At 61.7% G+C, this 23,211-nt stretch carries 21 protein-coding genes; 9 read left to right on the forward strand and 12 right to left on the reverse strand.

The features are described from left to right. Positions 1–239: 239 nt before the first annotated feature. From AC07YV_RS27865 to AC07YV_RS27880, 4 genes are all read right to left on the reverse strand, one after another. Positions 240–491, reverse strand: coding sequence for a DUF1652 domain-containing protein (locus AC07YV_RS27865; RefSeq protein ID WP_102702458.1), 252 nt, complete (start codon positions 489–491; stop codon positions 240–242). A gap of 178 nt (positions 492–669) precedes the next feature. Next, complete coding sequence (locus tag AC07YV_RS27870) at positions 670–2,166, reverse strand: helix-turn-helix transcriptional regulator (protein WP_102702459.1); 1,497 nt, start codon at positions 2,164–2,166, stop codon at positions 670–672. A gap of 179 nt (positions 2,167–2,345) precedes the next feature. Next, a complete protein-coding gene (locus AC07YV_RS27875) occupies positions 2,346–3,629 on the reverse strand; it encodes a Zn-dependent hydrolase (RefSeq protein ID WP_102702460.1) in 1,284 nt (427 codons plus the stop codon). 151 nt (positions 3,630–3,780) lie between these two features. Beyond that, positions 3,781–5,265: an NCS1 family nucleobase:cation symporter-1 gene (locus tag AC07YV_RS27880; protein ID WP_102702461.1), complete on the reverse strand. Its 1,485-nt coding sequence runs from the start codon at positions 5,263–5,265 to the stop codon at positions 3,781–3,783. Between the two features lie 543 nt (positions 5,266–5,808). Between AC07YV_RS27880 and hydA the strand changes: the two genes are divergently transcribed. The 3 genes from hydA to preA all read left to right on the forward strand — a co-directional run bounded on the left by hydA (position 5,809) and on the right by preA (position 10,055). Further along, on the forward strand, positions 5,809–7,248 hold the full coding sequence (gene hydA, locus AC07YV_RS27885; protein ID WP_102702462.1) for a dihydropyrimidinase: 1,440 nt from the start codon (positions 5,809–5,811) through the stop codon (positions 7,246–7,248). A 164-nt stretch (positions 7,249–7,412) separates the two neighbouring features. After that, on the forward strand, positions 7,413–8,780 hold the full coding sequence (locus tag AC07YV_RS27890) for an NAD(P)-dependent oxidoreductase (RefSeq protein WP_102702463.1): 1,368 nt from the start codon (positions 7,413–7,415) through the stop codon (positions 8,778–8,780). Continuing rightward, the gene (gene preA / locus AC07YV_RS27895; protein ID WP_102702464.1) at positions 8,781–10,055 is read left to right on the forward strand and encodes an NAD-dependent dihydropyrimidine dehydrogenase subunit PreA; all 1,275 of its coding nucleotides are present in this window, start codon (positions 8,781–8,783) and stop codon (positions 10,053–10,055) included. It abuts the gene before it with no gap. A gap of 124 nt (positions 10,056–10,179) precedes the next feature. Here preA and AC07YV_RS27900 read toward each other — a convergent pair whose 3' ends face one another. Further along, positions 10,180–10,800 carry a TetR/AcrR family transcriptional regulator gene (locus AC07YV_RS27900; RefSeq protein WP_102702465.1) on the reverse strand — a complete coding sequence of 207 codons (621 nt, stop codon included), beginning with the start codon at positions 10,798–10,800 and terminating at the stop codon, positions 10,180–10,182. Positions 10,801–10,935: 135 nt separating this feature from the next. Here AC07YV_RS27900 and copC point away from each other — a divergent pair, with 135 nt between their 5' ends. From copC to AC07YV_RS27930, 6 genes are all read left to right on the forward strand, one after another. Beyond that, positions 10,936–11,301: a copper homeostasis periplasmic binding protein CopC gene (gene copC, locus AC07YV_RS27905; RefSeq protein WP_102702466.1), complete on the forward strand. Its 366-nt coding sequence runs from the start codon at positions 10,936–10,938 to the stop codon at positions 11,299–11,301. 3 nt (positions 11,302–11,304) lie between these two features. After that, entirely contained in the window at positions 11,305–12,162 is an 858-nt protein-coding gene (copD, locus tag AC07YV_RS27910) for a copper homeostasis membrane protein CopD (protein ID WP_102702467.1), read from the forward strand. A gap of 245 nt (positions 12,163–12,407) precedes the next feature. Then, positions 12,408–13,703: an OprD family porin gene (locus AC07YV_RS27915; RefSeq protein WP_102702468.1), complete on the forward strand. Its 1,296-nt coding sequence runs from the start codon at positions 12,408–12,410 to the stop codon at positions 13,701–13,703. Between the two features lie 260 nt (positions 13,704–13,963). Beyond that, positions 13,964–14,788 carry an NAD-dependent epimerase/dehydratase family protein gene (locus AC07YV_RS27920; RefSeq protein WP_007972168.1) on the forward strand — a complete coding sequence of 275 codons (825 nt, stop codon included), beginning with the start codon at positions 13,964–13,966 and terminating at the stop codon, positions 14,786–14,788. A gap of 52 nt (positions 14,789–14,840) precedes the next feature. Further along, positions 14,841–15,728 carry an SMP-30/gluconolactonase/LRE family protein gene (locus AC07YV_RS27925; RefSeq protein WP_102702469.1) on the forward strand — a complete coding sequence of 296 codons (888 nt, stop codon included), beginning with the start codon at positions 14,841–14,843 and terminating at the stop codon, positions 15,726–15,728. 88 nt (positions 15,729–15,816) lie between these two features. Next, the gene (locus tag AC07YV_RS27930; RefSeq protein ID WP_102702470.1) at positions 15,817–16,701 is read left to right on the forward strand and encodes an aldose 1-epimerase; all 885 of its coding nucleotides are present in this window, start codon (positions 15,817–15,819) and stop codon (positions 16,699–16,701) included. Here the strand turns inward: AC07YV_RS27930 and AC07YV_RS27935 are convergent. The 7 genes from AC07YV_RS27935 to pqqA all read right to left on the reverse strand — a co-directional run bounded on the left by AC07YV_RS27935 (position 16,677) and on the right by pqqA (position 23,104). After that, positions 16,677–18,413 carry a PAS domain-containing hybrid sensor histidine kinase/response regulator gene (locus tag AC07YV_RS27935; protein WP_102702471.1) on the reverse strand — a complete coding sequence of 579 codons (1,737 nt, stop codon included), beginning with the start codon at positions 18,411–18,413 and terminating at the stop codon, positions 16,677–16,679. The genes AC07YV_RS27930 and AC07YV_RS27935 overlap by 25 nt on opposite strands. Then, a complete protein-coding gene (gene ercA, locus AC07YV_RS27940; RefSeq protein ID WP_102702472.1) occupies positions 18,397–19,560 on the reverse strand; it encodes an alcohol dehydrogenase-like regulatory protein ErcA in 1,164 nt (387 codons plus the stop codon). Before ercA ends, AC07YV_RS27935 begins: the two co-directional genes overlap by 17 nt. Before the next feature lie 236 nt (positions 19,561–19,796). Next, the gene (gene pqqE / locus AC07YV_RS27945) at positions 19,797–20,939 is read right to left on the reverse strand and encodes a pyrroloquinoline quinone biosynthesis protein PqqE (protein WP_102702474.1); all 1,143 of its coding nucleotides are present in this window, start codon (positions 20,937–20,939) and stop codon (positions 19,797–19,799) included. After that, the gene (gene pqqD / locus AC07YV_RS27950; RefSeq protein ID WP_102702475.1) at positions 20,917–21,189 is read right to left on the reverse strand and encodes a pyrroloquinoline quinone biosynthesis peptide chaperone PqqD; all 273 of its coding nucleotides are present in this window, start codon (positions 21,187–21,189) and stop codon (positions 20,917–20,919) included. Before pqqD ends, pqqE begins: the two co-directional genes overlap by 23 nt. Then, positions 21,186–21,938 carry a pyrroloquinoline-quinone synthase PqqC gene (gene pqqC / locus AC07YV_RS27955; RefSeq protein ID WP_102702476.1) on the reverse strand — a complete coding sequence of 251 codons (753 nt, stop codon included), beginning with the start codon at positions 21,936–21,938 and terminating at the stop codon, positions 21,186–21,188. The genes pqqD and pqqC overlap by 4 nt, the downstream gene beginning before the upstream one ends. Positions 21,939–22,062: 124 nt before the next feature. Then, complete coding sequence (gene pqqB / locus AC07YV_RS27960; RefSeq protein WP_102702477.1) at positions 22,063–22,977, reverse strand: pyrroloquinoline quinone biosynthesis protein PqqB; 915 nt, start codon at positions 22,975–22,977, stop codon at positions 22,063–22,065. A 55-nt stretch (positions 22,978–23,032) separates the two neighbouring features. Beyond that, positions 23,033–23,104, reverse strand: coding sequence for a pyrroloquinoline quinone precursor peptide PqqA (pqqA, locus tag AC07YV_RS27965; protein WP_003253598.1), 72 nt, complete (start codon positions 23,102–23,104; stop codon positions 23,033–23,035). Positions 23,105–23,211 lie beyond the last annotated feature (107 nt).

Consider the following 23,211-nt stretch of genomic DNA (forward strand, 5'->3'; position numbering starts at 1 on the left):
CCGTTGGAGGGGGTGGCGGGCTGGAGCAGCCGCCGAGAATCGCTACGCACAATGCCAGCGACAAAGGTGAGATAACGCGTTTCCCAAGAGTTTTCATAGGTTGACCCGCGATAAGTGATCGACACATTTTTGTGACAACAAAACCGGCGCGCAAAATCCATACACCTGTCACAAAATTAAATATCTGCGAATCATTTATAGCCCAGCCAGTGGCCAATGCCAGTAAAAGCTGGCAGTTCTTACATCACCGGGTCAGGGCGTTGCAGGGAATTGCACTGCAGTTCATAGCGCAATTCTTCGATCAGCGAGGCGACCGACTCTGCTGTTTGCAGCGTACTCATGTTCAGGCCACTGACCACCAGGTCCACCTGACCCGACACCGGGTGATAGAGCTTCACGGTCAGCCAGTGGTCGCCGGTGATACTGCATTCACAGGCCAAGGGAGAAAAACTGCGTTCGATCAGCATCCTCAACTGCGCCAGCGTCATCATTGCGAGGGGCCCTGGCGGCTTGATGCAGGGTGTAAGGGGCTCATGGGGCTATTCCTTTTGACGCTTTACGCAGGGGGCGCGCAGGTGACTTCAAGTCTCCTGCTGCATCACCAGCCTAAGAGCCACCACAGCGGGTCGACACATGAATTTGCACCCTGCGCCTTAGTGCAATTGCACCTTAACGCTGCCCCTTGGGCCGCCACTCGCTGGAGAACAGTCCCCGCTCCCGCGCCCAGACAATCGCCTCGCTGCGACTGTGTATAGCGAGCTTGGAATACACCGCCGCCACATGGTTGCGCACAGTGTTCGGCGCCAGCTTCAGGCGCGCGGCGATTTCCTTGTCGGCCAGGCCTTCGCAAATCAGGCCCAGCACATCGCGCTCACGGGCGGTCAGCTCGGTGAAGGACACACTGGGCAACTTCGGTGAATTCACGCTTTTTACGTTGGCCAGTTTTTCGATCAGCGTGCGGCTGAACCAGGAGGCGTCCTTCATCACTTCCTCGATGGCCGCCACCAGCTCCAGCTCGGTGCGCTTGCGCTCGGTGATGTCCATCAACACCAGCAGATAACAGGGTGTGTCCTGAATGTTCACGGTGTCCGCCGACACCGTGCAATCAATCAGCCCAGCGTCTTTTCTACGCACACGCACATCGATGCGGTCCAGGCTACCGGCTTTCTCCAGGGCGGCGAACAGCTGGATGCGTGCGTGCCGATCTTCGAAGAAGTCGATCTGCGTTATGCCGATCCCACGCACTTCTTCAGCGGGATAACCCAGGGTATCCAGGAACGCTTCGTTGACATCCAGCACCACCTGATCCGCCGCGCCGCATACCAGTATCGGCACCGGCGACAGGCGAAAGGCCTTGGCGAAACGTTCTTCGCTTTGGCGCAGGGCAATTTCAGCCTTGTGCCGGGGCTCCATGTCGACAAAGGAAAACAGCATGCAGGCTTCGTCGTTGAGCTCCAGCGGCTGGCCGGCCACGATCACTTGCTTGCTGGCACCGTCGACCAGGCGCAACTCGGCCTGCATCTGGGGAATGGTCGCCCCTTCGCACAGACGCTGCCTGGCCAGTTCCTTGTGCTCGGCCTGGTCCAGCACGTCCAGCTCATAGGTCGAAGTGCCGATCACCTGGTCACGGGCATAGCCGGTCATTTCGAGGAAGCCGGGATTGACCTTGATGTAGCGCAAGTCACTGAGGCGGCAGATCACCGCCGGCGCCGGGTTGGCGGCGAAGGTTTTCTCGAAGCGTTGCTCGGCACTGGCCCACTCGGTGACATCGTCCATGATCAACACCAGAGATTCCGGGTCGCCACGGCTGTCAGCCAATACCAGGCTGCGCACGCGATGGACCCAGGTACGCGCTTCGTCCGCCGCCGGCGTCACTTCCACCAGCACATCGCTGAACGTCTCGCCGCGTGCGACCCGGCTGATCGGGTAGCTGTCGACCGGCACCCCATGCTTGTTGCGATAGCGCAAGGCGAAGCGTTTGGCATAGGTCTTGGCGTTGGCACCCAGGTCGCTGACTTGCGCAACACCGTGCATGGCCAGCGCCGCCTCGTTGGCCCACAGGATGCTCTGGTCGGGATCGAGCAGAATCACCCCGTCGGACAGGCCGGCGATGATCTGCTGCAACTGGCGGCGATTGGTTTCCGTGCTCAGGACGTCCTGGCTCATTGCATCTCCACAAGAATGGCGACCCTGTGAGAATACGACCGCCCGGGCTTGCAATAGTGCAAAGAAACCTTGTGGGAGCAGGCTTTGTGACATAAAAGCAAAGATCGCAGCCTGCGGCAGCTCCTACAGGGGAATGCGTTCTCCTGCAGGAGCTGCCGCAGGCTGCGATCTTTTGATCTTCAAGCCGCCAATTCACCGCTGGCCACCGCCGCCGAAGCCGCCAGCATCGCCCGCAACAACACCGCACACCCAGCAGCCAGGTCATCCGGCGCGGCGTTTTCGATTTCGTTGTGGCTGATACCGCCCTCGCACGGCACAAAGATCATCCCGGCCGGACCGAGTTCGGCGAGGAAGATCGCGTCGTGCCCTGCTCCGCTGACGATGTCCATGTGCGACAGGCCCAGGCCCTGGGCGGCACCGCGCACAGCCTCGACACAGCCCTTGTCGAAGTACAGCGGCGGGAAGTCCGCGGTCGGGGTGAGTTCGTAGGTCAGGCCGTGTTCGTCGCAGGTGGTTTCGATGACTTCGCGCACTTCAGCGATCATCGAATCCAGCCGCGCCGGTTCCAGGTGGCGGAAGTCCAGGGTCATGCGCACTTCGCCGGGAATGACGTTGCGCGAGCCGGGATAGGCTTGCAGACAACCGACGGTGCCACAGGCATGGGGTTGATGGCTGAGGGCGGCGCGGTTGAGCGCACCGACGATCACCGCGGCGCCGACCAGGGCGTCCTTGCGCAGGTGCATCGGGGTCGGGCCGGCGTGGGCTTCGACGCCACGCAGTTTCAGGTCGAACCATTTCTGCCCGAGAGCGCCCATGACCACGCCAATGGTCTTGCGTTCGTCCTCCAGGATCGGGCCTTGCTCGATGTGAGCTTCGAAATAGGCCCCGACTTTGTGACCGCTGACTTTACGCGGGCCGGCGTAGCCAATGGCATTCAACGCCTCACCCACGGTCACGCCATCGGCATCGACCTTGGCCAGGGTTTCCTCGAGGGTGAATTTTTCCGCGAACACGCCTGAGCCCATCATGCACGGGGCAAAGCGCGAGCCTTCTTCGTTGGTCCAGACCACCACCTCCAGCGGTGCTTCGGTTTCGATGTTCAGGTCATTGAGGGTACGCAGCACCTCGACGCCCGCCAATACACCGAAGCAGCCATCGAACTTGCCGCCAGTGGGCTGGGTGTCGATGTGGCTGCCGGTCATCACCGGTGGCAGGTCGGGATTGCGCCCGGGGCGTCGGGCGAAGATGTTGCCGACGGCGTCGATGCTGACGGTGCAGCCGGCATCGACACACCATTTGACGAAGATGTCCCGGGCCTGGCGATCGAGATCGGTCAGGGCCAGGCGACACACGCCACCCTTGACCGTGGCGCCGAGTTTGGCCAGTTCCATGAGCGACTGCCACAGGCGGTCGCGGTTGATGTGTTGATGGCTGGACTGCAGAACGTCGACGGCCGCGTTCATGATGATCTCCTCTGGCTGTTCTTATGGATTCCTTCAGGTGTTTCTTCGGTGGACTCAAAGCCCTCATCGCGAGCAAGCTCGCTCCCACATTGGATCTCCAGTGTTTACAGATCCCCTGTGGGAGCGAGCTTGCTCGCGATGGGGCCAGTGCTCACACCGCAGATTTCGCAACAGATGGGCTAGGCCACATCACACTCAACCCGTAATAAATCACCCCGCCCAGGATCGAACCGGTGAACCAGCCGTAGCTGTAGAACCAGCTGAACGCATCGCTGCCCAGGGACGCCAGCGTCAACACCACCGGCACGCCGAAGGCCATGAAACCGCTCCAGTTCCACGCCGGATACACGTCATCGCGGTACAGGCCGGCAAGGTCCAGTTGCTGTTTCTTGATCAGGAAATAGTCCACCACCATGATCCCGGCGATCGGCCCGAGCAGGCTGGAATAGCCGAGCAACCAGTTGGAATAAACGGTTTCCAGGCTGAGGTCGGAAACGATCAGGCCGAGCTTTTTTAGCAGCTCATGGGCCATCAACGCCAAGCCGACGAAGCCGGTCAGCAGCACGGCGTTGGTGCGGTTGATCACCTTGGGGGCGATGTTCTGGAAGTCGTTGGTCGGCGACACGATATTGGCTGCGGTATTGGTCGACAGCGTGGCGATGATGATCAGCGCCATGGCCAGTGCGACCCACACCGGGCTCTGGATATGGCCGATCAGAGTCACCGGATCGGAAACCGTCACGCCCACCAGCTTCACCGAGGCCGCGGTCATCACCACACCCAGGGAAGCAAACAGGAACATGGTCAGCGGCAGGCCGATGATCTGCCCGACAATCTGATCCTTCTGGCTTTTCGCGTAGCGGCTGAAGTCCGGAATGTTCAGTGACAGCGTGGCCCAGAAGCCGACCATCGCGGTCAGCCCGGCGGCGAAATAACTGGCCACCCCGGCGCCTTCGGGACGCTTGGCCGGAATTGCCAGCAACTCGGTCATCGACACGTTCGGCATGGCCCAGACCAGCAGCCCTACACCCACCAGTACCAGCAGCGGTGCAGACAGGGTTTCCAGCCATTTGATCGACTCGGCGCCGCGTATCACCACCCACAGGTTCAGCGCCCAGAACACCATGAAGCCGATGACCTCGCCGGTACCACCCAGGGATTTCCAGCCCTCGAACACCGAGCCGAGGAACAGGTGAATCGCCAACCCGCCGAACATGGTCTGGATACCGAACCAGCCACACGCCACCAGGGCGCGGATCAGGCACGGAATGTTGGAACCGAGTACGCCGAAGGACGAGCGCAGCAACACCGGAAAGGGAATGCCGTACTTGGTGCCGGGAAAGGCGTTCAGGGTCAGGGGAATCAGCACGATGATGTTGGCAAACAGAATCGCCAGCAGCGCTTCACCGACGGTCAGGCCGAAGTACGCGGTCAGCACGCCACCGAGGGTGTAGGTCGGCACGCAGATCGCCATGCCCACCCATAACGCGGTGATGTGCCATTTGTTCCAGGTGCGTTCGCGCACCTTGGTCGGTGCAATGTCGTGGTTGTAACGGGGACTGTCGAGGACATCGCTGCCGGCTTCCAGCTCAAACAAGCCGTCGCGCTCGGTCACTTGCGATCTGATCTGTTGCATGGCCGCTCCACTGTTCTTTGAATTATTTTTTTGCTCATCGGGGGCTGGCGGCATCAATAAACGTGCCGGGCACCCCGATTACGCATCGGGCAGTTCCATAAACACATTGCAACCCACTGATGTTTATCGGTTTTATTCGCTGACTCGACTAGTTGTCAGGCCACTCAGGCCGAATGCCAGGCAAGTTGTCCGGACAGTCAGGACTCAAACTGGTGCGTTGATCTTTTTTTCAATGGCTGCGCATCAACCATAGACCATACTCAAACAGCTGATTTCACATAAGAAATCTTGACTATTTTTCGATCCTGTCAAGTGCGTCAAAATGGTGAGGTCACTCACCATTTTGGTGATTCTTGTATTTAATCGTTAAATATCAATCAGTTAATAACTGCATAAGCTTATAAAAAATATTCTTGCCGATTCGAATAACTGCAGCTAGCGTTTAATCCTGACAGTGCTGACAGGAATACACCTGTTGACGCTTGCGTCATATAAAACATCTAGAACCGGCACAAGCCGGTCATTGCCTGCGAGGAACTCGGAATGTCTCTGTTGATCCGTGGCGCCACCGTTATTACCCATGATGAAAGTTATCGCGCCGATGTGTATTGCGCAGACGGCGTGATCAAGGCCATCGGCGAAAACCTCGATATCCCCGCAGGCGCCGAAGTGCTCGACGGCAGCGGCCAGTACCTGATGCCCGGCGGCATCGACCCGCACACCCACATGCAACTGCCCTTCATGGGCACCGTGGCCAGCGAAGACTTCTACAGTGGCACGGCGGCGGGACTGGCCGGCGGCACCACCTCGATCATCGACTTCGTGATTCCCAACCCGCAGCAATCCTTGCTTGAAGCCTTCCATCAGTGGCGCGGTTGGGCCGAGAAGTCGGCGTCGGACTACGGCTTTCACGTCGCCATCACCTGGTGGAGCGACCAGGTCCGCGAGGAAATGGCCGAACTGGTCAGCCAGCATGGCGTCAACAGTTTCAAGCACTTCATGGCCTACAAGAACGCGATCATGGCCGCCGATGACACCCTGGTGGCGAGCTTCGAACGCTGCCTGGAACTGGGTGCGGTACCGACCGTGCATGCGGAAAACGGCGAATTGGTCTATCACCTGCAACGCAAGCTGATGGCCCAGGGCATCACCGGGCCGGAAGCGCATCCGCTGTCGCGGCCGTCTCAGGTAGAAGGCGAGGCCGCGAGCCGGGCGATCCGCATCGCCGAAACCCTGGGTACGCCGCTGTATCTGGTACACGTCTCGACCAGGGAGGCCCTCGACGAAATCACCTACGCCCGCGGCAAGGGCCAGCCGGTGTACGGCGAAGTGCTGGCCGGGCACCTGCTGCTGGACGACAGTGTCTACCGCCACCCGGACTGGCAAACCGCCGCCGGTTACGTGATGAGCCCGCCGTTCCGCCCCCGCGGTCATCAAGAGGCGCTCTGGCATGGCCTGCAATCGGGCAACCTGCACACCACCGCCACCGACCACTGCTGCTTCTGCGCCGAGCAAAAAGCCGCAGGCCGCGACGACTTCAGCAAGATCCCCAACGGTACCGCTGGCATCGAAGACCGCATGGCGGTGTTGTGGGATGAAGGGGTGAACAGCGGACGCTTTTCGATGCAGCAATTCGTCGCGCTGACGTCCACCAACACCGCAAAGATCTTCAACCTCTACCCACGCAAAGGCGCGATTCGCGTGGGGGCCGATGCCGACCTGGTTCTGTGGGACCCGCAAGGCACGCGGACCATTTCCGCCAAGACCCACCATCAGCAGGTGGACTTCAACATCTTCGAAGGCAAGACCGTGCGCGGCGTGCCCAGCCACACCATCAGCCAGGGCCGCGTGGTTTGGGCCGATGGGGATTTACGGGCCGAGCGTGGGGCCGGGCGCTACGTCGAACGGCCGGCGTACCCGGCGGTGTTTGACTTGCTGAGCAAGCGGGCCGAGCTGAATCAGCCGGTCGCTGTGAAACGCTGAAAGCGGCCTGCAGCCTATCGCGAGCAAGCTCGCTCCCACAGTGGATCTTCAGTGTTCACAAATCCCTGTGGGAGCGAGCTTGCTCGCGATGAGGCCCGCACAGACAACACAAAAAACACTGCCCATTCAGAGGCAGCACCTCAAATAACCATGAGGCCAAAACCGTGATCAAGACCCTGGACCACCTTCCGCATCCCATCGAGAATGCGGCCGCCCTCGCCGGCCATTTCACCGATCTGGCGCCACCGCTCAACGAGCGCCAGGCTCAGCTCGAAGCCTCGCGCTGCCTGTATTGCTACGACGCGCCCTGCGTGAATGCCTGCCCGAGCGAAATCGACATTCCCTCGTTCATCCGCAACATCCAGCAGGACAACGTGCAAGGCGCCGCGCAGAAGATCCTCTCGGCCAACATCCTTGGCGGCAGTTGCGCCCGGGTGTGCCCGACGGAAATCCTTTGCCAGCAAGCCTGCGTGCGCAACAACGCCCACGAATGCGCGCCGGTCATGATCGGTCTGTTGCAGCGCTACGCCGTGGACAACGCCCATTTCAGCACTCACCCGTTCCCGCGTGCTGCCGCCACCGGCAAACGCATCGCCGTGGTGGGCGCAGGTCCAGCCGGGTTGTCCTGCGCCCACCGCAGCGCCATGCACGGGCATGACGTGGTGATCTTCGAGGCGCGGGAAAAGGCTGGCGGCCTCAACGAGTACGGGATCGCCAAATACAAACTGGTGGACGACTACGCGCAACGGGAGCTTGAGTTCCTGCTGGAAATCGGCGGAATCGAAATCCGCCACGGGCAGAAACTCGGGGACAACCTGACCCTCAGCGAACTGCATCAACAGTTCGATGCGGTGTTCCTCGGCCTCGGGCTCAACGCCAGCAAACAACTGGGCCTGGCCCACGAAGACGCGCCCGGTCTGCTCGCCGCCACCGACTACATCCGCGAACTGCGCCAGGCCGATGACCTGAGCCAATTGCCCCTGGCCGACCATTGCATCGTCCTCGGCGCGGGCAACACCGCCATCGACATGGCCGTGCAAATGGCCCGTCTCGGCGCCCGTGACGTGAACCTGGTGTACCGGCGCGGCGTCGAAGACATGGGCGCCACCCATCACGAACAGGAGATTGCCAAGGCCAACCAGGTGCGGCTGATGACCTGGGCGCAACCTGAAGAAGTGCTGCTCGATGACCACGGCCGGGTGCGCGGCATGCGTTTCGCCCGCACCCTTCTGGTCGAAGGGCGCCTGCAAACCACCGGTGAAACCTTCGAGCTGGCTGCCGACGCGATCTTCAAGGCCATCGGCCAGGCCTTCGACAGCGACGCCCTCGCCGATCCGCTGGCCCGCGAACTCAAGCGCCAGGGCGAGCGCATCGCAGTCGACGAACAACTGCGCACCAGCATCCCCGGCGTGTATGCCGGCGGCGACTGCACCAGCCTCGATCAAGACCTCACCGTGCAAGCGGTGCAGCATGGCAAGCGCGCCGCCGAGGCGATCAACGCTCAACTGATGCTCAACGTGGAGGCTGCGTAAATGGCCGATCTGTCGATTGTCTTCGCCGGCATCAAGGCACCCAATCCGTTCTGGCTGGCCTCCGCGCCACCCACCGACAAAGCCTATAACGTGGTCCGCGCCTTCGAGGCAGGCTGGGGCGGCGTGGTCTGGAAAACCCTGGGGGAGGATCCGGCGGCGGTCAACGTTTCGTCGCGCTACTCGGCGCATTTCGGGGCGAACAGGGAGGTGCTTGGCTTTAACAACATCGAGCTGATCACCGACCGCTCGCTGGAGATCAACCTGCGGGAAATCACCCAGGTCAAAAAGGACTGGCCGGACCGCGCACTGATCGTGTCCTTGATGGTGCCCTGCGTCGAAGAGTCCTGGAAACACATCCTGCCGCTGGTGGAGGCCACTGGCGCCGACGGCATCGAGCTGAACTTCGGTTGCCCCCACGGCATGCCGGAACGCGGCATGGGCGCCGCGGTCGGCCAGGTGCCGGAATACGTGGAACAGGTCACCCGCTGGTGCAAGACCTATTGCTCGCTGCCGGTGATCGTCAAGCTCACGCCGAACATTACCGACATCCGCGTCGCCGCCCGCGCGGCCCACCGTGGCGGTGCCGATGCGGTGTCGCTGATCAACACCATCAACTCGATCACCAGCGTCAACCTCGAACGCATGGTGGCCAATCCCATGGTCGGCAGCCAGAGCACCCACGGCGGTTACTGTGGCTCGGCCGTCAAGCCGATTGCCTTGAACATGGTCGCCGAAATCGCCCGTGACCCGCAGACCCAAGGCCTGCCGATCAGCGGCATCGGCGGCATCGGCAACTGGCGCGACGCCGCGGAATTCATCGCGTTGGGCAGCGGCGCGGTGCAGGTGTGCACGGCGGCGATGCTGCATGGCTTCCGGATTGTCGAAGACATGAAGGACGGATTGTCACGCTGGATGGACAGTCAGGGCTACGCCAGCATCGCGGAATTTTCCGGGCGCGCGGTGGGCAACACCACGGACTGGAAGTACCTGGACATCAACTACCAGGTGATCGCGAAAATCGACCAGGAGGCGTGCATCGGCTGTGGTCGCTGCCACATTGCCTGTGAGGACACCTCGCACCAGGCCGTGGCCAGCCTCAAGCAAACGGACGGCACGCACAAGTACCAGGTGATCGATGAGGAGTGCGTGGGCTGCAACCTGTGCCAGATCACCTGCCCGGTGCAGGACTGTATCGAGATGGTGCCGGTGGAGACTGGCAAGCCGTTCCTGGACTGGAATCATGATCCGAGGAATCCGTATCACGTCAGCCCTTGAGGCCAGCGGCGCCTGAGCTGACGCCATCGCGAGCAAGCTCGCTCCCACAGGGATCGTATTAACACTGAGATCCCCTGTGGGAGCGAGCTTGCTCGCGATGGCGTCGGCAGCTACAACAAAAATCTCAAGGCTCCAACCCGATCCCCCGCAAAATCACACTGGTTACCGTCTGCACTGCTTTTTCAAATTGCATGTCCGACAGCGGCTGGTGGTCGTTGAGAATATTCACCTGGTGATCGAAGTCGGCATAGTGCTGGGTCGAGGCCCAGATCATGTACAGCAGGCTCGACGGCTCCACCGGCAGGATGCGTTTGTCGTCCACCCACTGGCGGATTTTCGCTTCCTTCATCTTGGCCCAGTCGTACAGGCTCGCATCCAGCGCTGCGCCGAGGGTCGGTGCGCCGTGGATGATTTCGTTGGCCCAGACTTTCGAACCATGAGGCCGGCTGCGGGAATGGTTCATCTTGGCGCGGATGTAGCTGCTGAGCACCACGCGCGGGTCGTCGAACATCTCGAAGCACAGCGCGTCCTGCTTCCAGACTTCCAGCAAATCGAACAGCACCGCGCTGTACAGTTCGGTCTTGGTGCTGAAGTAGTAATGCAGGTTGGAACGCGGCAGTTGCACTTCAGCGGCGATGTCGGCCATGGCCGTGCTGCCGAAGCCCTTTTCAGCGAAGACCTTTTCCGCCCCGAGCAGGATTTTTTCGACGTTACTGCGACGAATCTCGATCTTGTGATTGCCCATGCGGGTCCCCGACAACAGCGTTGAGCAAGACTAGCATCCGCTCTGGACTGCGGCGACAGGGGAAAACGAATCTTCGTACAGCCGCTCTCGGAAAGCTAAACTCTGCGCACTTGGAAACTGCCTGAGGTACCCACGATGCTGCTCAAGAAAACCCTGACCATCGCTGCCCTGCTCGGCTCGCTGCTCGCCGCTTCTTCGGTGTCGGCCCACGCCCACCTGAAAAGCCAGACACCGGCCGCCGACAGCACCGTGACCGCGCCAACGCAATTGCGCCTGGAGTTCTCCGAGGGTATCGAGGCCAGTTTCACCAAAGTCACCCTGACCCGGGATGGCGCACCCGTGACGGTCAAAGCACTGACCACCGAAGGCAGCGACAAGAAGACCCTGGTCGTCACCCCCGCCGCGCCCCTGACCGCCGGTACCTACAAGGTCGAATGGCACGCGGTATCGGTCGACACCCACAAAAGCGAAGGTGCCTACGCCTTCAAGGTTGGCCAGTAACTCATGGCGAGTGCGCTGGTGCTGTGTCGCTTCCTGCATTTCATCGTGGTGCTGATGCTGTTCGGGGCCTGGCTGTTCAGGCCCTTGCTATCGAGTGACGAAAGCGCACTGGATCAGCGCCTGGCACGCACTTGCCGTTGGCTGGCCGTGGTGGCGCTGGCCAGCGGGGTCTGCTGGTTGTTGCTGATTACCGCGAGCATGGCCGGGGCCTGGGACGCGGCCATCGATCCGTCGACCCTGGGCCTGGTGCTGGGCAATACCTTTTTCGGCCAGGTCTGGCGCTGGCACTTGCTGATTAACCTCGCGCTGGTGGCGTTGCTGCTGACACCCTTGGGCGCAAGCCTTGCACTGCGCCTGAGCCTCAGCGGGTTGCTGCTGGCCACCCTGGCCCCAGTCGGCCACGGCGCCATGCTCGATGGCAGCGCAGGCCAGTTGCTGATCCTCAATCAACTGATTCACTTGCTCTGCGTGGGTGCCTGGCTCGGCGGCCTGTTGTTGCTGGTGATGATTCTGCGACAGCCTGCGGGGCATTCGATCCGCGTGATGTTGCAGCGCTTCAGCGGCGTCGGTTACGGCCTGGTCGCCGGGCTGCTGATCACCGGACTGATCAATGTAAGGGTGCTCACCGGGGCGTTCTGGCCGACGCCGTTGTTCAGCGGGTTTGCGCTGATCCTGTTGATCAAGGCAACGTTGGTGGCGACGATGCTGGGCCTGGCCTTGTTCAATCGCTTGCGGATCAATGATTGCGAACAGCGTCTGCAAGCATTGCGCGCCAGCGTGATGCTGGAGTGGATGCTGGGGCTTGGTGCAGTGGCGGCGGTTTCTTTACTCGGCACCCTGCCCCCCATGATTTCCAGCTGACAATCCATTCCCTGTGGGAGCGAGCTTGCTCGCGATAGCGGCCGAACATTCAACAGAAATGTTGACTGACAGTCCGTCATCGCGAGCAAGCTCGCTCCCACAGGTTTCTCGGACATCCCAAAGTCCGCACCAAGTCATCGTATAACTTCCGATTGACAACCCCCAAAAATCCCGCAAATATCGCCCACCAATGTTGTACGACGACGTATGACAACAATAAAAACAAGAAACAAGGGAGCGTCACAGTGAGCAAGCTCGTCCGCAATTCGTCCGCCCGTTCTTCGCGTGCAAACCTTTCTCGTCGTCATACCCTGAGCCTGATCGGCTGCAGCGGGCTGGCCCTCGTCCTGCCCATCACCGGTCAGGCCGAAGGTTTCACCGACGACGCCAAGGCCACGCTGAACCTGCGCAACGCCTACTTCAACCGCAACTTCACCAACCCGGCCTACCCCCAGGGCAAGGCTGAGGAGTGGACGCAAAACTTCATCCTCGATGCCAGGTCCGGGTTCACCCAGGGCACCTTGGGTTTCGGTGTCGATGTATTGGGCCTGTATTCGCAGAAGCTCGATGGCGGCAAGGGCACTGGCGGCACGCAACTGTTGCCGATCCACGACGACGGCCGCCCGGCCGACAATTTCGGCCGCCTGGGCGTGGCGCTCAAAGGCAAGATTTCGAAAACTGAATTGAAGGTCGGCGAATGGATGCCGGTGCTGCCGATCCTGCGTTCCGACGACGGTCGTTCGCTGCCGCAGACCTTCCAGGGCGCCCAGGTGACGTCCGCCGAAATCAGCGGCCTGACGCTGTATGGCGGTCAATTCCAGAAAAACAGCCCGCGCAATGACGCGAGCATGGAAGACATGTTCATGAACGGAAAAACGGCGTTCACCTCCGACCGTTTCAACTTCGGCGGCGGTGAATACGCGTTCAATGAAAAGCGCACGCAGGTCGGCGTCTGGTACTCGGAGCTCAGCGACATTTACCAGCAGCAATACTTCAACCTGACCCACAGCCAGCCCGTCGGCGACTGGACCCTGGGCGCCAACCTGGGCTACTTCATCGGCAAGGAAGACGGCAGCGCCCGGGCCGGTGACCTCGACAACAAGACCGCGTTTGCCCTGCTCTCGGCCAAATATGGCGGCAGCACCTTCTATGTCGGCCTGCAAAAACTCACCGGCGACGACGTGTGGATGCGGGTCAATGGCACCAGTGGCGGCACCCTGGCCAACGACAGCTACAACTCCAGCTATGACAACGCCCGGGAGAAATCCTGGCAGGTGCGCCACGACTACAACTTCGTCGCCCTCGGCATTCCTGGCCTGACCCTGATGAACCGCTACATCAGTGGTGACAACGTGCACACCGGCGCGATCACCGACGGCAAGGAATGGGGCCGCGAATCCGAACTGGCCTACACGGTGCAGAGCGGTGCGCTGAAAAACCTCAACGTGAAATGGCGTAACGCGAGTATCCGCAAGAGTTTCAGCACCAACGAATTCGATGAAAACCGCATTTTCATCAGCTACCCGATTTCGTTGTTGTAAATCATAGGCATCAACACCAGCCCCTGTAGGAGCGAGCTTGCTCGCGATGAACCCGAGAACGCCACGGGGTATCAGGTTTCCAGCGTTATCGTTGACGACCATCGCGAGCAAGCTCGCTCCCACAGAACAGAGCAGGACAGGACGACCCTCCGTCATTTTCAACCACTGTCGCGTTGACAAGCAGCGGAGACCCTAACGATACTTCAACCAAGTCATACGACAACCTACAACAAACCAATAACAGCGCACCCAGGATTCCCATGACGACCACAGCAACCGCCCGCCCCCCTTTCAACCGCCTGCTGCTGACCGGCGCCGCCGGTGGCCTCGGCAAAGTCCTGCGCGAAAGCCTGCGCCCTTACGCCAACGTCATTCGCCTGTCGGACATCGCCGACATCGCGCCCGCCATCGATGATCGCGAAGAAGTGATGCCGTGCGACCTCGCCGACAAGCAAGCGGTGCATCAACTGGTCGAAGGCGTGGACGCGATCCTGCACTTCGGCGGCGTGTCGACCGAGCACTCGTTCGAAGAGATCCTCGGCGCCAACATCTGCGGCGTGTTCCACATCTACGAAGCCGCGCGCCGCCACGGGGTGAAGCGGGTGATCTTCGCCAGTTCCAACCACGTGATCGGCTTCTACCGGCAGGACGAAGTCATTGACGCCCACTCCCCTCGCCGCCCCGACAGCTACTACGGCCTGTCCAAGTCCTACGGCGAAGACATGGCCACGTTCTACTTCGACCGCTATGGCATCGAGACCGTCAGCGTGCGCATCGGCTCCTCGTTCCCCGAGCCGCACAACCGGCGGATGATGAGCACCTGGCTGAGTTTCGGCGACCTGACGCAACTGCTCGAACGCGCCTTGTACACCCCGAACGTCGGCCACACCGTGGTCTACGGCGTGTCCGACAACAAGGACGTCTGGTGGGACAACCGCTACGCTACAGCCCTGGGTTTTGTCGCGCAGGACAGCTCCGAACAGTTCCGCGAAAAAATCGAAGCCCAGCCGATGCCTGCCGCCGATGACCCGGCGCGGCTGTACCAGGGCGGCGCCTTTTGCGTAGCCGGCCCGTTCGGTGACTGAACCTTCGCGCCCCGCTTGATCCCCACAACAAAAGCCAAGGGAATGAGTTGCCATGCAAGCCGAATTGATTGTCGACGCCCGTAACGCAGTCGGTGAAAGCCCGGTCTGGGTGCCTGAGGAAAGCGCTCTGTACTGGGTCGATATTCCCGCCGGCGGTCTACAGCGCTGGCGTGCCGACACCGGGCAGGTAGATACCTGGAAAACCCCGGAGATGCTCGCTTGCATCGCGCGTCATGCCGACGGCGGCTGGGTCGCCGGCATGGAAAGCGGGTTCTTTCGATTGCATCCGCGCAACGACGGCAGCCTCGACAGTGAACCCTTGGCCCACGTCGACCATGCCCGCGCCGACATGCGCCTGAACGACGGCCGCTGCGATCGGCAGGGACGTTTCTGGGCCGGCAGCATGGTGCTGAACATGGGCGCCAACGCCGCCGACGGCACGTTGTACCGCTACAGCGCCGGGCAACGCGGGCCACTCGATTCCCGGCTGAGCGGGTTCATCGTGCCCAACGGCCTGGGCTTCAGCCCCGACGGGCGCACGATGTACCTGTCCGACTCCCATCCGCAGGTCCAGCAGATCTGGGCCTTCGACTACGACATCGAAACCGGCACCCCTTCCAACCGCCGCGTGTTCGTTGACATGAACGAGCACGAAGGTCGACCCGACGGTGCGGCGGTCGACGCCGATGGCTGCTACTGGATTTGCGCCAACGACGCCGGCTTGATCCACCGGTTTACCCCCGACGGCCGGCTTGACCGTTCCCTGGCCGTACCTGTGAAAAAACCCACCATGTGCGCCTTCGGTGGCCCTCGACTGGACACGCTGTTCGTGACCTCGATTCGCCCCGGCGATGACCATGACCTTCAGTCGCTGGCCGGTGGCGTGTTTGCCCTTGATCCCGGGGTGAAGGGATTGCCTGAGCCTTTGTTCAAGTCCTGACGGATTGCAGCCTCGTTGCACCTGTAGGAGCTGTCGAGTGCAACGAGGCTGCGATCTTTCCCACCCTTCCAACGCAGAACGAAAAACAATGAATCTGCTCGAACTCGAAGACGACCTCACCCGCCTCACCCTCGCCCCCGACATTGGCGCCAGCATCGTCAACTGGACCGTGCGCAACAGCGGACAGCCCTTGCTGCGCCGCGCCGATGAGCACGCCCTGAACACCGGCCTGCCCGGCAAGCTCGGCTGCTTTGCCTTGATCCCCTGGTCCAACCGCATCGCCGAAGGCGGTTTCGACTGCCCCGATGGCTGGCTGGCACTGACACCCAACAGCCTCACCGATCCCCTGCCGATTCACGGCAGCGCCTGGCAGCAGGCGTGGGATGTGGTTTCCCGGTCGGAAAATGAAGTGGTCCTGCAACTCGACAGCACAACCCCCTTCGCTTATCGCGCCCGGCAACGTTTTCATCTGAGCGAAGGCAAACTGAGCATCGAATTGAGCGTTACTCATCTGGGCGAACACGCGGCCTGGCATGGACTGGGACTGCATCCGTATCTGCCGCGCACCGCCAACACCCGACTGCGGGCCGCGGCTCGCGGAGTATGGTTGTGCAATGAGAAAAAACTACCGACGCACCTCAGCGCATTGCCGGTGGAGTGGGATTTCCAGCAGCTCAAGCCATTGCCCGAATCGCTCGTGGACAACGGCTTCTGCGAATGGAACGGCCATTGCCTGATCCGCCAGCCCGACCTCGGATACGAACTGGACTGCCAGGCCACCGGCAGCGATTACTACCTGCTCTACTGCCCCGTGGGCCTGGAGTTTTTCTGCATCGAACCGGTGAGCCACCCGGTCAACGCGCACCACCTGCCCGGTCGGCCGGGGTTGCGTTTGCTGGAGCAAGGTCAAGCCATCGAACTGGGCTTGACCCTGCAGTATCGGCCGTTTCAGGCAGACGCCCCCAACAGTTGACTCAACACCGCTCGCAACTTGCCGGGCTTCACCGGTTTGTTCAACAAGGGCGCGTTGAGCCGCTGCAACGCACGCCGACAATGGTCGGTGCGGTCGGCAGTAATGATCACCGCGGGAATGTCCTGGTGGAAATGCTCGCGCAAATGTCGCACCACATCACAGCCAACCACCCCGTGATCGAGGTGGTAGTCCGCGAGAATCAGTTCCGGCGCCTGGCCGCCTAACGCCGCCAGTGCAGCCGCCTCATCGGTGGCGACCAGAACGTCGCAGCCCCACTGCCCGAGCAACGCGCCCATGCTCTGGAGAATGCTCACTTCGTTGTCGATCACCAGTAAACGGCGTCCCGGCAACGGGTTGCCGGTGCCCGGCTGTGGCACCGCCTGGCTCACGGGCAATGGAACCTCATCGGATAACGGCACCTCGATGCTGAACATCGAACCCCGCCCCGGCAACGAGTGAACGCCAATCCTGTAGCCAAGGATCTTGGCGATGCGCTCGACAATCGCCAACCCCAGGCCTACGCCCTTGCGGTCGGCGGCGCGGCCGACGTCCAGTTGGTTGAACTCGAGGAAGATCGAATCGAGCCGGTCGGCGGCGATGCCACGCCCGGTGTCCCAGACCTCCAGGCGCAACATCTCGCCCCGACGTCTTGCCGCCAGCAGGATGCTGCCTTCATCGGTGTAGCGGCAGGCATTGCTGAGGAAGTTGCGCAGGATCCGCGTCATCAGGCGCAAGTCGGTGCTGATGGCGTAATCGGCCATGTGCACCCGCAGGTTCAAGCTGGCCGCCTGGGCGACGGACTGGAACTCCGACACCAGTGGCCCCAGCAGTTCGTCGAGGCGGTATGACGCAACGTCCGGCTTGACCGCGGCCTGATCGAGACGGGAAATGTCCAGCAGATCCGTCAGCAGGTCTTCGGCCCCTTCCAGGGCCTGATGAGTGCGTTCCACCAGTACCTGTTCAGCTTCCGGCAACTTGCGTTCGCGCAAGGTCGAAATCAGCAACCGCGCGGCGTTCAGCGGTTGCAGCAGGTCGTGGCTGGCGGCAGCGAGGTATTTGTCCTTGCTGTGATTGGCGGCCTCGGCGGCATCGCGGGCATCGCGCAAGGCCTTGGCAATCTGTTTACGCTGGGTGATCTGCTGCTGAAGGTTACGGTTGGCTTCAAGCAATTCATCGGTGCGCGCGACGACGCGCTGCTCCAGTTCGTCATTGAGTTGCTGCAGGCGTCGCTGGGCCAGCTTGCGCTCGGTGATATCGGAGACGAACCCTTCCACCAGGCCTTCCTGGCCGGGCTTGAGCAGCAGGTTCATCAACACATCCAGGTGACTGCCGTCCTTGCGCCGCAAGCGGGTTTCATAACCGTGCAGGCTGCGCTGGTGCCTGAGGATTTCGCCGATGGCTTCCAGCTCCTGCGCGCCGTCGACGAACAGGGTGCTGCCCAGGTCAGTCAGGGAGAACAGCACCTCCTGCGGGTCCTGGTAGCCGAGCATGTGTGCCAGCGCCGGGTTGGCGGCGCGCATGCCATCGTGCAGGCTGGCCTGGAAGATCCCGTGCACCGCGTTTTCGAACAGCCACTTGTAGCGGTTGCGCTCGGCTTCCAGATCATCCAGGCGCGCGGCCAGTTCCGGATAATGACTCTTGCGCGCCGAATGGCTGCCCAGCCCCAGCAGCCCGGTCAGGGCCCGTTGTTGCTCGTCAGAGGGCTTCGCCATAGACGACCTCGACATCGCGCTGGCTGGATTCGCGCGGGTTGGTCAGGATGCACGGATCGTGCATCGCATGCTGCGACAGGAACGGAATGTCCGAGGTCCTGACGCCATGCAAACCGAGGGTTTCGTGAAAGCCGATGGCGTGCTTGAGGGCGATCAGGTGTTCGACCAGGCGCCCGCAGATCTGCCGGTGATTCAGGCCCCGGCAGTCGATGCCGAACGTCTCGGCGATTACCTTGAAGCGCTCCGGCGCCGAGTTGTAATTGAAGGCCACCACATGCTCGACCAGCACCGCGTTGCACAGGCCGTGGGGCAGATCGAGAAAGCCGCCGAGGCTGTGGGACATGGCATGCACGGCGCCCAGGATGGCGTTGGAGAACGCCAGCCCGGCCTGCATGCTGCCGAGCATGATCTTCTCGCGCAGGGCAATGTCGCTCGGGTTGGCGATCATCTGCACCAGGTTGCCATTGATCAGGCGCATCGCCTCCAGCGCATGAGGATCGGTCAACGGCCCGTGGCCGGTGGACACGAAGGCTTCGATGGCATGCACCAAGGCGTCGATGCCGGTGCAGGCCGACAGGAACGGATCCATGCTCAGGGTGGTTTCCGGGTCGATCAGCGAAACGTCCGGCACCACGGCCTTGCTGACGATGGAGAACTTCATGCGCTCCTGCTGGTTGGAAATGATCACGAATTGCGAGACATCGGCCGAGGTGCCGGCAGTGGTCGGAATCAGGATCAGCGGCGGGCTGGGCACGCGGATGGTGTCAACGCCCTCGAAATCGAGAATGCTGCGGCCATGGGCGACGACAATGCCGATGCCCTTGCCGCAGTCCATCGGGCTGCCGCCACCCACGGCGACGATCACGTCGCAGTGGTTTTCCCGGTACATCTCGGCACCGAGCATCACCTCTTCAACCCGAGGGTTCGGCGAGACATCGCTGTACAGGCAGTACTCGATGCCCAGCGCCTGCAGGCTGGCCTCGATATCGGCGACCCAACCGGCGGCGATCACGCCGGGGTCACTGACCACCAGGACCTTGCGTGCACCAAAGGTCTTGGCGTAATTGCCGACACTGTGCCGGCTGCCGGCACCGAAGATGATTTCAGGGGAAACGAACTTGCGCAGCTGGTTGAGACTCTGGCTCATTGGAAAGCCTGTTTTTATTGTTTTGGAAGGTAGAAACCACACTAAACCATCCTGCTGTGAATGCAATCAGACCAATGGGTAGCACCGCCAGGAGTGTACTCACATTCAAATTCACCGCAGCCCCCCCTGTGGGAGCGGGCTTGCTCGCGAAGAGGCCTTAACATTCAACATTTATATTGCCTGACCCACCGCTTTCGCGAGCAAGCCCGCTCCCACAGGGGATTTGTATCGCCAGACTAGCCGCGATAGATCAGCTGCGAAGCCTTCGCGTTGCGCAGCGTCAGGTGTTCGATCCCCAGCCCCGGCGCCTCGGCTTCCTCACGGGCCTTGAGGATCACCCCGTGGTGCGGCGACTTGCTGCACACCGGGTCGGCATTGGCGGCATCGCCGGTCAGCATGAAGGCCTGGCAGCGGCACCCGCCCAGGTCCTTGTGCTTTTCGTCGCAGGAGCGGCACGGCTCCTTCATCCAGTCGTCGCCGCGAAAACGATTGAAGCCGAACGAGTCGTTCCAGATATGCGAGAGACTGTGCTCGCGCACGTTGGGAAACGCTACCGGCAACTGCCGGGCGCTGTGACAAGGCAAGGCCGTGCCGTCGGGGGTGATGTCGAGAAACAGGTTGGCCCAGCCGTTCATGCAGGTCTTGGGACGTTCCTCGTAGTAGTCCGGGGTGACGAAGATCAACTTGCACGGGTGACCCTGGGCTTCAAGGCGTTCGCGGTATTGGTTGGTGATGCGCTCGGCACGCTGCAATTGTTCACGGGTGGGCAGCAGGCCGACGCGGTTGAGTTCAGCCCAGCCATAGAACTGGCAGGTGGCCAACTCGACAAAGTCCGCCTCCAGCTCCAGGCACAGTTCGATGATCTGCGCGATCCGGTCGATGTTGTGCCGATGGGTGACGAAGTTCAGCACCATCGGATAGCCCTGGGCTTTCACCGCACGGGCCATGGCGAGTTTCTGGGCAAAGGCCTTGCGCGAACCGGCGAGCATGTTGTTCACCGCTTCGTCGGCAGCCTGGAAGCTGATCTGGATATGGTCCAGCCCGGCCACCTTGAAGTCGCGCACCTTCTGCTCGGTCAGGCCGATGCCGGAGGTGATCAGATTGGTGTAATAGCCCATGTCCCGGGCGGCCTTGATCAGTTCGGCGAGGTCCTGGCGCACCAATGGCTCACCGCCGGAAAAGCCCAATTGCGCGGCGCCCATGTCCCGCGCCTCGCGGAATACGCGAATCCATTCTTTCGTGCTCAGTTCCTCGCCGTGCCGGGCAAAGTCCAACGGATTGGAGCAATAGGGGCACTGCAACGGACAGCGGTAAGTCAGCTCGGCGAGCAGCCACAACGGCGGTCCGGGCAGCGTCTCACTCGATCCAGAATTGCGCATGGGCCACCTCCAGAAACGCCAGCACGTCTTCGTCGATCCCGGGTACGCCGGGGAAATTCGCACTCAATCGCTCAATGATCGCCGCCACACTGCGCTGGCCATCCACCAGGTCGAGAATCTGCCCGGCACTGGCGTTGAGCTTGATCATGCCTTCGGGGTACAGCAGCACATGGCAGTCCTGACGGGGCTCCCATTGCAGACGAAAACCGCGACGCAAGATCGGTGACTGCTGGCGGTCGATCAAGCTCACAGGGCGATCCCCCGGTGCCAGACATTGTCGCCGGTGACCGTGTGATACGGCGGGCGCGCAAGTTCGTAGGCCATGCTCATGGCATCGAGCATGCTCCACAGCACGTCGAGCTTGAACTGCAGGATCTCCAGCATGCGTTGTTGCCCCTCGGCCGTCACGTAGTGCGCCAGGGTGATGCGCAACCCATGCTCGACATCGCGCCGCGCCTGGCTCAGGCGCGTGCGGAAATAGTCGTAGCCGGCGACGTCGATCCACGGGTAATGGGTCGGCCAGGTATCGAGTCGCGACTGGTGGATATGAGGGGCAAAGAGTTCGGTCAGTGAACTGCTGGCCGCTTCCTGCCAGCAGGCGCGACGGGCGAAATTGACGTAGGCGTCCACCGCGAAACGCACGCCGGGCAGCACCAGCTCCTGGGAGAGGATCTGCTCGCGATCCAGACCCACGGCTTCGCCCAGGCGCAGCCAGGCTTCGATACCGCCTTCGCTGCCGGGGGCGCCGTCGTGGTCGAGAATCCGTTGCAGCCACTCGCGGCGCACGTCGCGGTCCGGGCAGTTGGCGAGAATCGCGGCGTCCTTCAGGGGAATGTTGATCTGATAGTAGAAGCGATTGGCGACCCAGCCCTGGATCTGCTCGCGGCTGGCGCGGCCGGCGTACATGGCTTGATGGAAAGGATGATGGATGTGGTAGTAGGCGCCCTTGGCGCGCAGGGCAGCTTCGAATTCGCTGGGGGACATTGCGTTGTCAGTCATTGCGGTTCTCCGGGAAGCTCTGCGGTGTCTGGTCAGGCCTCTTCGCGAGCAGGCTCGCTCCCACAGGGTTCGGCAGTGTCCACAAAACCTGTGGGAGCGGGCTTGCCCGCGAAGAGGCCGTCGGCTACAGCTCAATACTCAAGCCGTCATAAGCCACTTCGATCCCCCGCCGCTCCAGCAACGCCCGCTCGGCCGAGTCTTCATCGAGAATGGGATTGGTGTTGTTGATGTGGATCAGCACCTTGCGCTGGCGGTTGAAACCCTCCAGCACTTCAAGCATCCCGCCGGGGCCGCTTTGTGGGAGGTGCCCCATTTGGCTGCCCAGGCTCTGGCCGACTTCGCAGATACGCATCTCGTCGTCGCGCCACAGGGTGCCGTCCAGCAGCAGGCAATCGGCACGCTGCATCCAGCCCAGCACTTCATCGTCGACTCGACCAAGGCCCGGCGCATAGAACAGCGACGCGCCGTTGCGCAGGTCTTCGATGAACAGGCCAATGGTGTCGCCCGGTTGCGGGTTGCCGCGATTGGGCGAATACGGCGGCGCGTTGCTCACCAGGGGAATGGCGCGAAACTGTAAATGCCCGCAGGCCGGGATGCTGAACGGTTGGCGATCGAGGCCGACCGGTTGCCAGCGCAATCCGCCGTTCCAGTGTCCGAGCATGGTGAACAACGGGAAACCGCTGCTCAGGTCCTGATGCACACGCTCGGTGCACCAGACGTCATGGGGGCAGCCTTCGCGCAGGCTGAGCAAACCGGTGCAGTGGTCGATCTGGCTGTCCAGCAGCACGATGCCGGCGATGGCGCTGTCACGCAGGCGCCGCGCCGGTTGCAGTGGTGCAAAACTCTCGAGTTGCGCGCGAATGTCCGGTGACGCGTTGCACAGCACCCACTCCACACCGTTGTCACTCAAGGCAATCGACGACTGCGTACGACGCTGGGCCCGCAGGCTGCCATTGCGCACACCGGCGCACTGGCGGCAGTTGCAGTTCCACTGCGGAAAACCACCGCCAGCGGCGGAACCGAGAACGCGGATGTGCATGGCGGATGCTCCAGGAGGCAGGTCCGGCCAACCCATCGGCTGGCCGGGTGATCAATCAACGGTTGGCGAAATACATCGTCACTTCGAAGCCAATGCGCAGATCGGTAAACGCGGGTTTAGTCCACATGGGTCATTCCTCTTCTTGTGCCGGGTGATTCCGGTAGAGCCATTAATGCACGGTGGGCCAGGGGGGCGAATGCTACTTTCGAAGGAGGTTTGGGGGTGATTTGGTAG

Source organism: Pseudomonas sp. GW456-E7 (assembly GCF_059424105.1).

Excerpts from the sequence above, each read along its gene's own strand:
- AC07YV_RS27865 (WP_102702458.1), bottom strand. The coding sequence starts at position 491 with ATGATGACGCTGGCGCAGTTGAGGATGCTGATCGAACGCAGTTTTTCT.
- AC07YV_RS27870 (WP_102702459.1), bottom strand. The coding sequence starts at position 2,166 with ATGAGCCAGGACGTCCTGAGCACGGAAACCAATCGCCGCCAGTTGCAG.
- AC07YV_RS27875 (WP_102702460.1), bottom strand. The coding sequence starts at position 3,629 with ATGAACGCGGCCGTCGACGTTCTGCAGTCCAGCCATCAACACATCAAC.
- AC07YV_RS27880 (WP_102702461.1), bottom strand. The coding sequence starts at position 5,265 with ATGCAACAGATCAGATCGCAAGTGACCGAGCGCGACGGCTTGTTTGAG.
- hydA (WP_102702462.1), top strand. The coding sequence starts at position 5,809 with ATGTCTCTGTTGATCCGTGGCGCCACCGTTATTACCCATGATGAAAGT.
- preA (WP_102702464.1), top strand. The coding sequence starts at position 8,781 with ATGGCCGATCTGTCGATTGTCTTCGCCGGCATCAAGGCACCCAATCCG.
- AC07YV_RS27900 (WP_102702465.1), bottom strand. The coding sequence starts at position 10,800 with ATGGGCAATCACAAGATCGAGATTCGTCGCAGTAACGTCGAAAAAATC.
- copC (WP_102702466.1), top strand. The coding sequence starts at position 10,936 with ATGCTGCTCAAGAAAACCCTGACCATCGCTGCCCTGCTCGGCTCGCTG.
- copD (WP_102702467.1), top strand. The coding sequence starts at position 11,305 with ATGGCGAGTGCGCTGGTGCTGTGTCGCTTCCTGCATTTCATCGTGGTG.
- AC07YV_RS27920 (WP_007972168.1), top strand. The coding sequence starts at position 13,964 with ATGACGACCACAGCAACCGCCCGCCCCCCTTTCAACCGCCTGCTGCTG.
- AC07YV_RS27925 (WP_102702469.1), top strand. The coding sequence starts at position 14,841 with ATGCAAGCCGAATTGATTGTCGACGCCCGTAACGCAGTCGGTGAAAGC.
- AC07YV_RS27930 (WP_102702470.1), top strand. The coding sequence starts at position 15,817 with ATGAATCTGCTCGAACTCGAAGACGACCTCACCCGCCTCACCCTCGCC.
- AC07YV_RS27935 (WP_102702471.1), bottom strand. The coding sequence starts at position 18,413 with ATGGCGAAGCCCTCTGACGAGCAACAACGGGCCCTGACCGGGCTGCTG.
- ercA (WP_102702472.1), bottom strand. The coding sequence starts at position 19,560 with ATGAGCCAGAGTCTCAACCAGCTGCGCAAGTTCGTTTCCCCTGAAATC.
- pqqE (WP_102702474.1), bottom strand. The coding sequence starts at position 20,939 with ATGCGCAATTCTGGATCGAGTGAGACGCTGCCCGGACCGCCGTTGTGG.
- pqqC (WP_102702476.1), bottom strand. The coding sequence starts at position 21,938 with ATGACTGACAACGCAATGTCCCCCAGCGAATTCGAAGCTGCCCTGCGC.
- pqqB (WP_102702477.1), bottom strand. The coding sequence starts at position 22,977 with ATGCACATCCGCGTTCTCGGTTCCGCCGCTGGCGGTGGTTTTCCGCAG.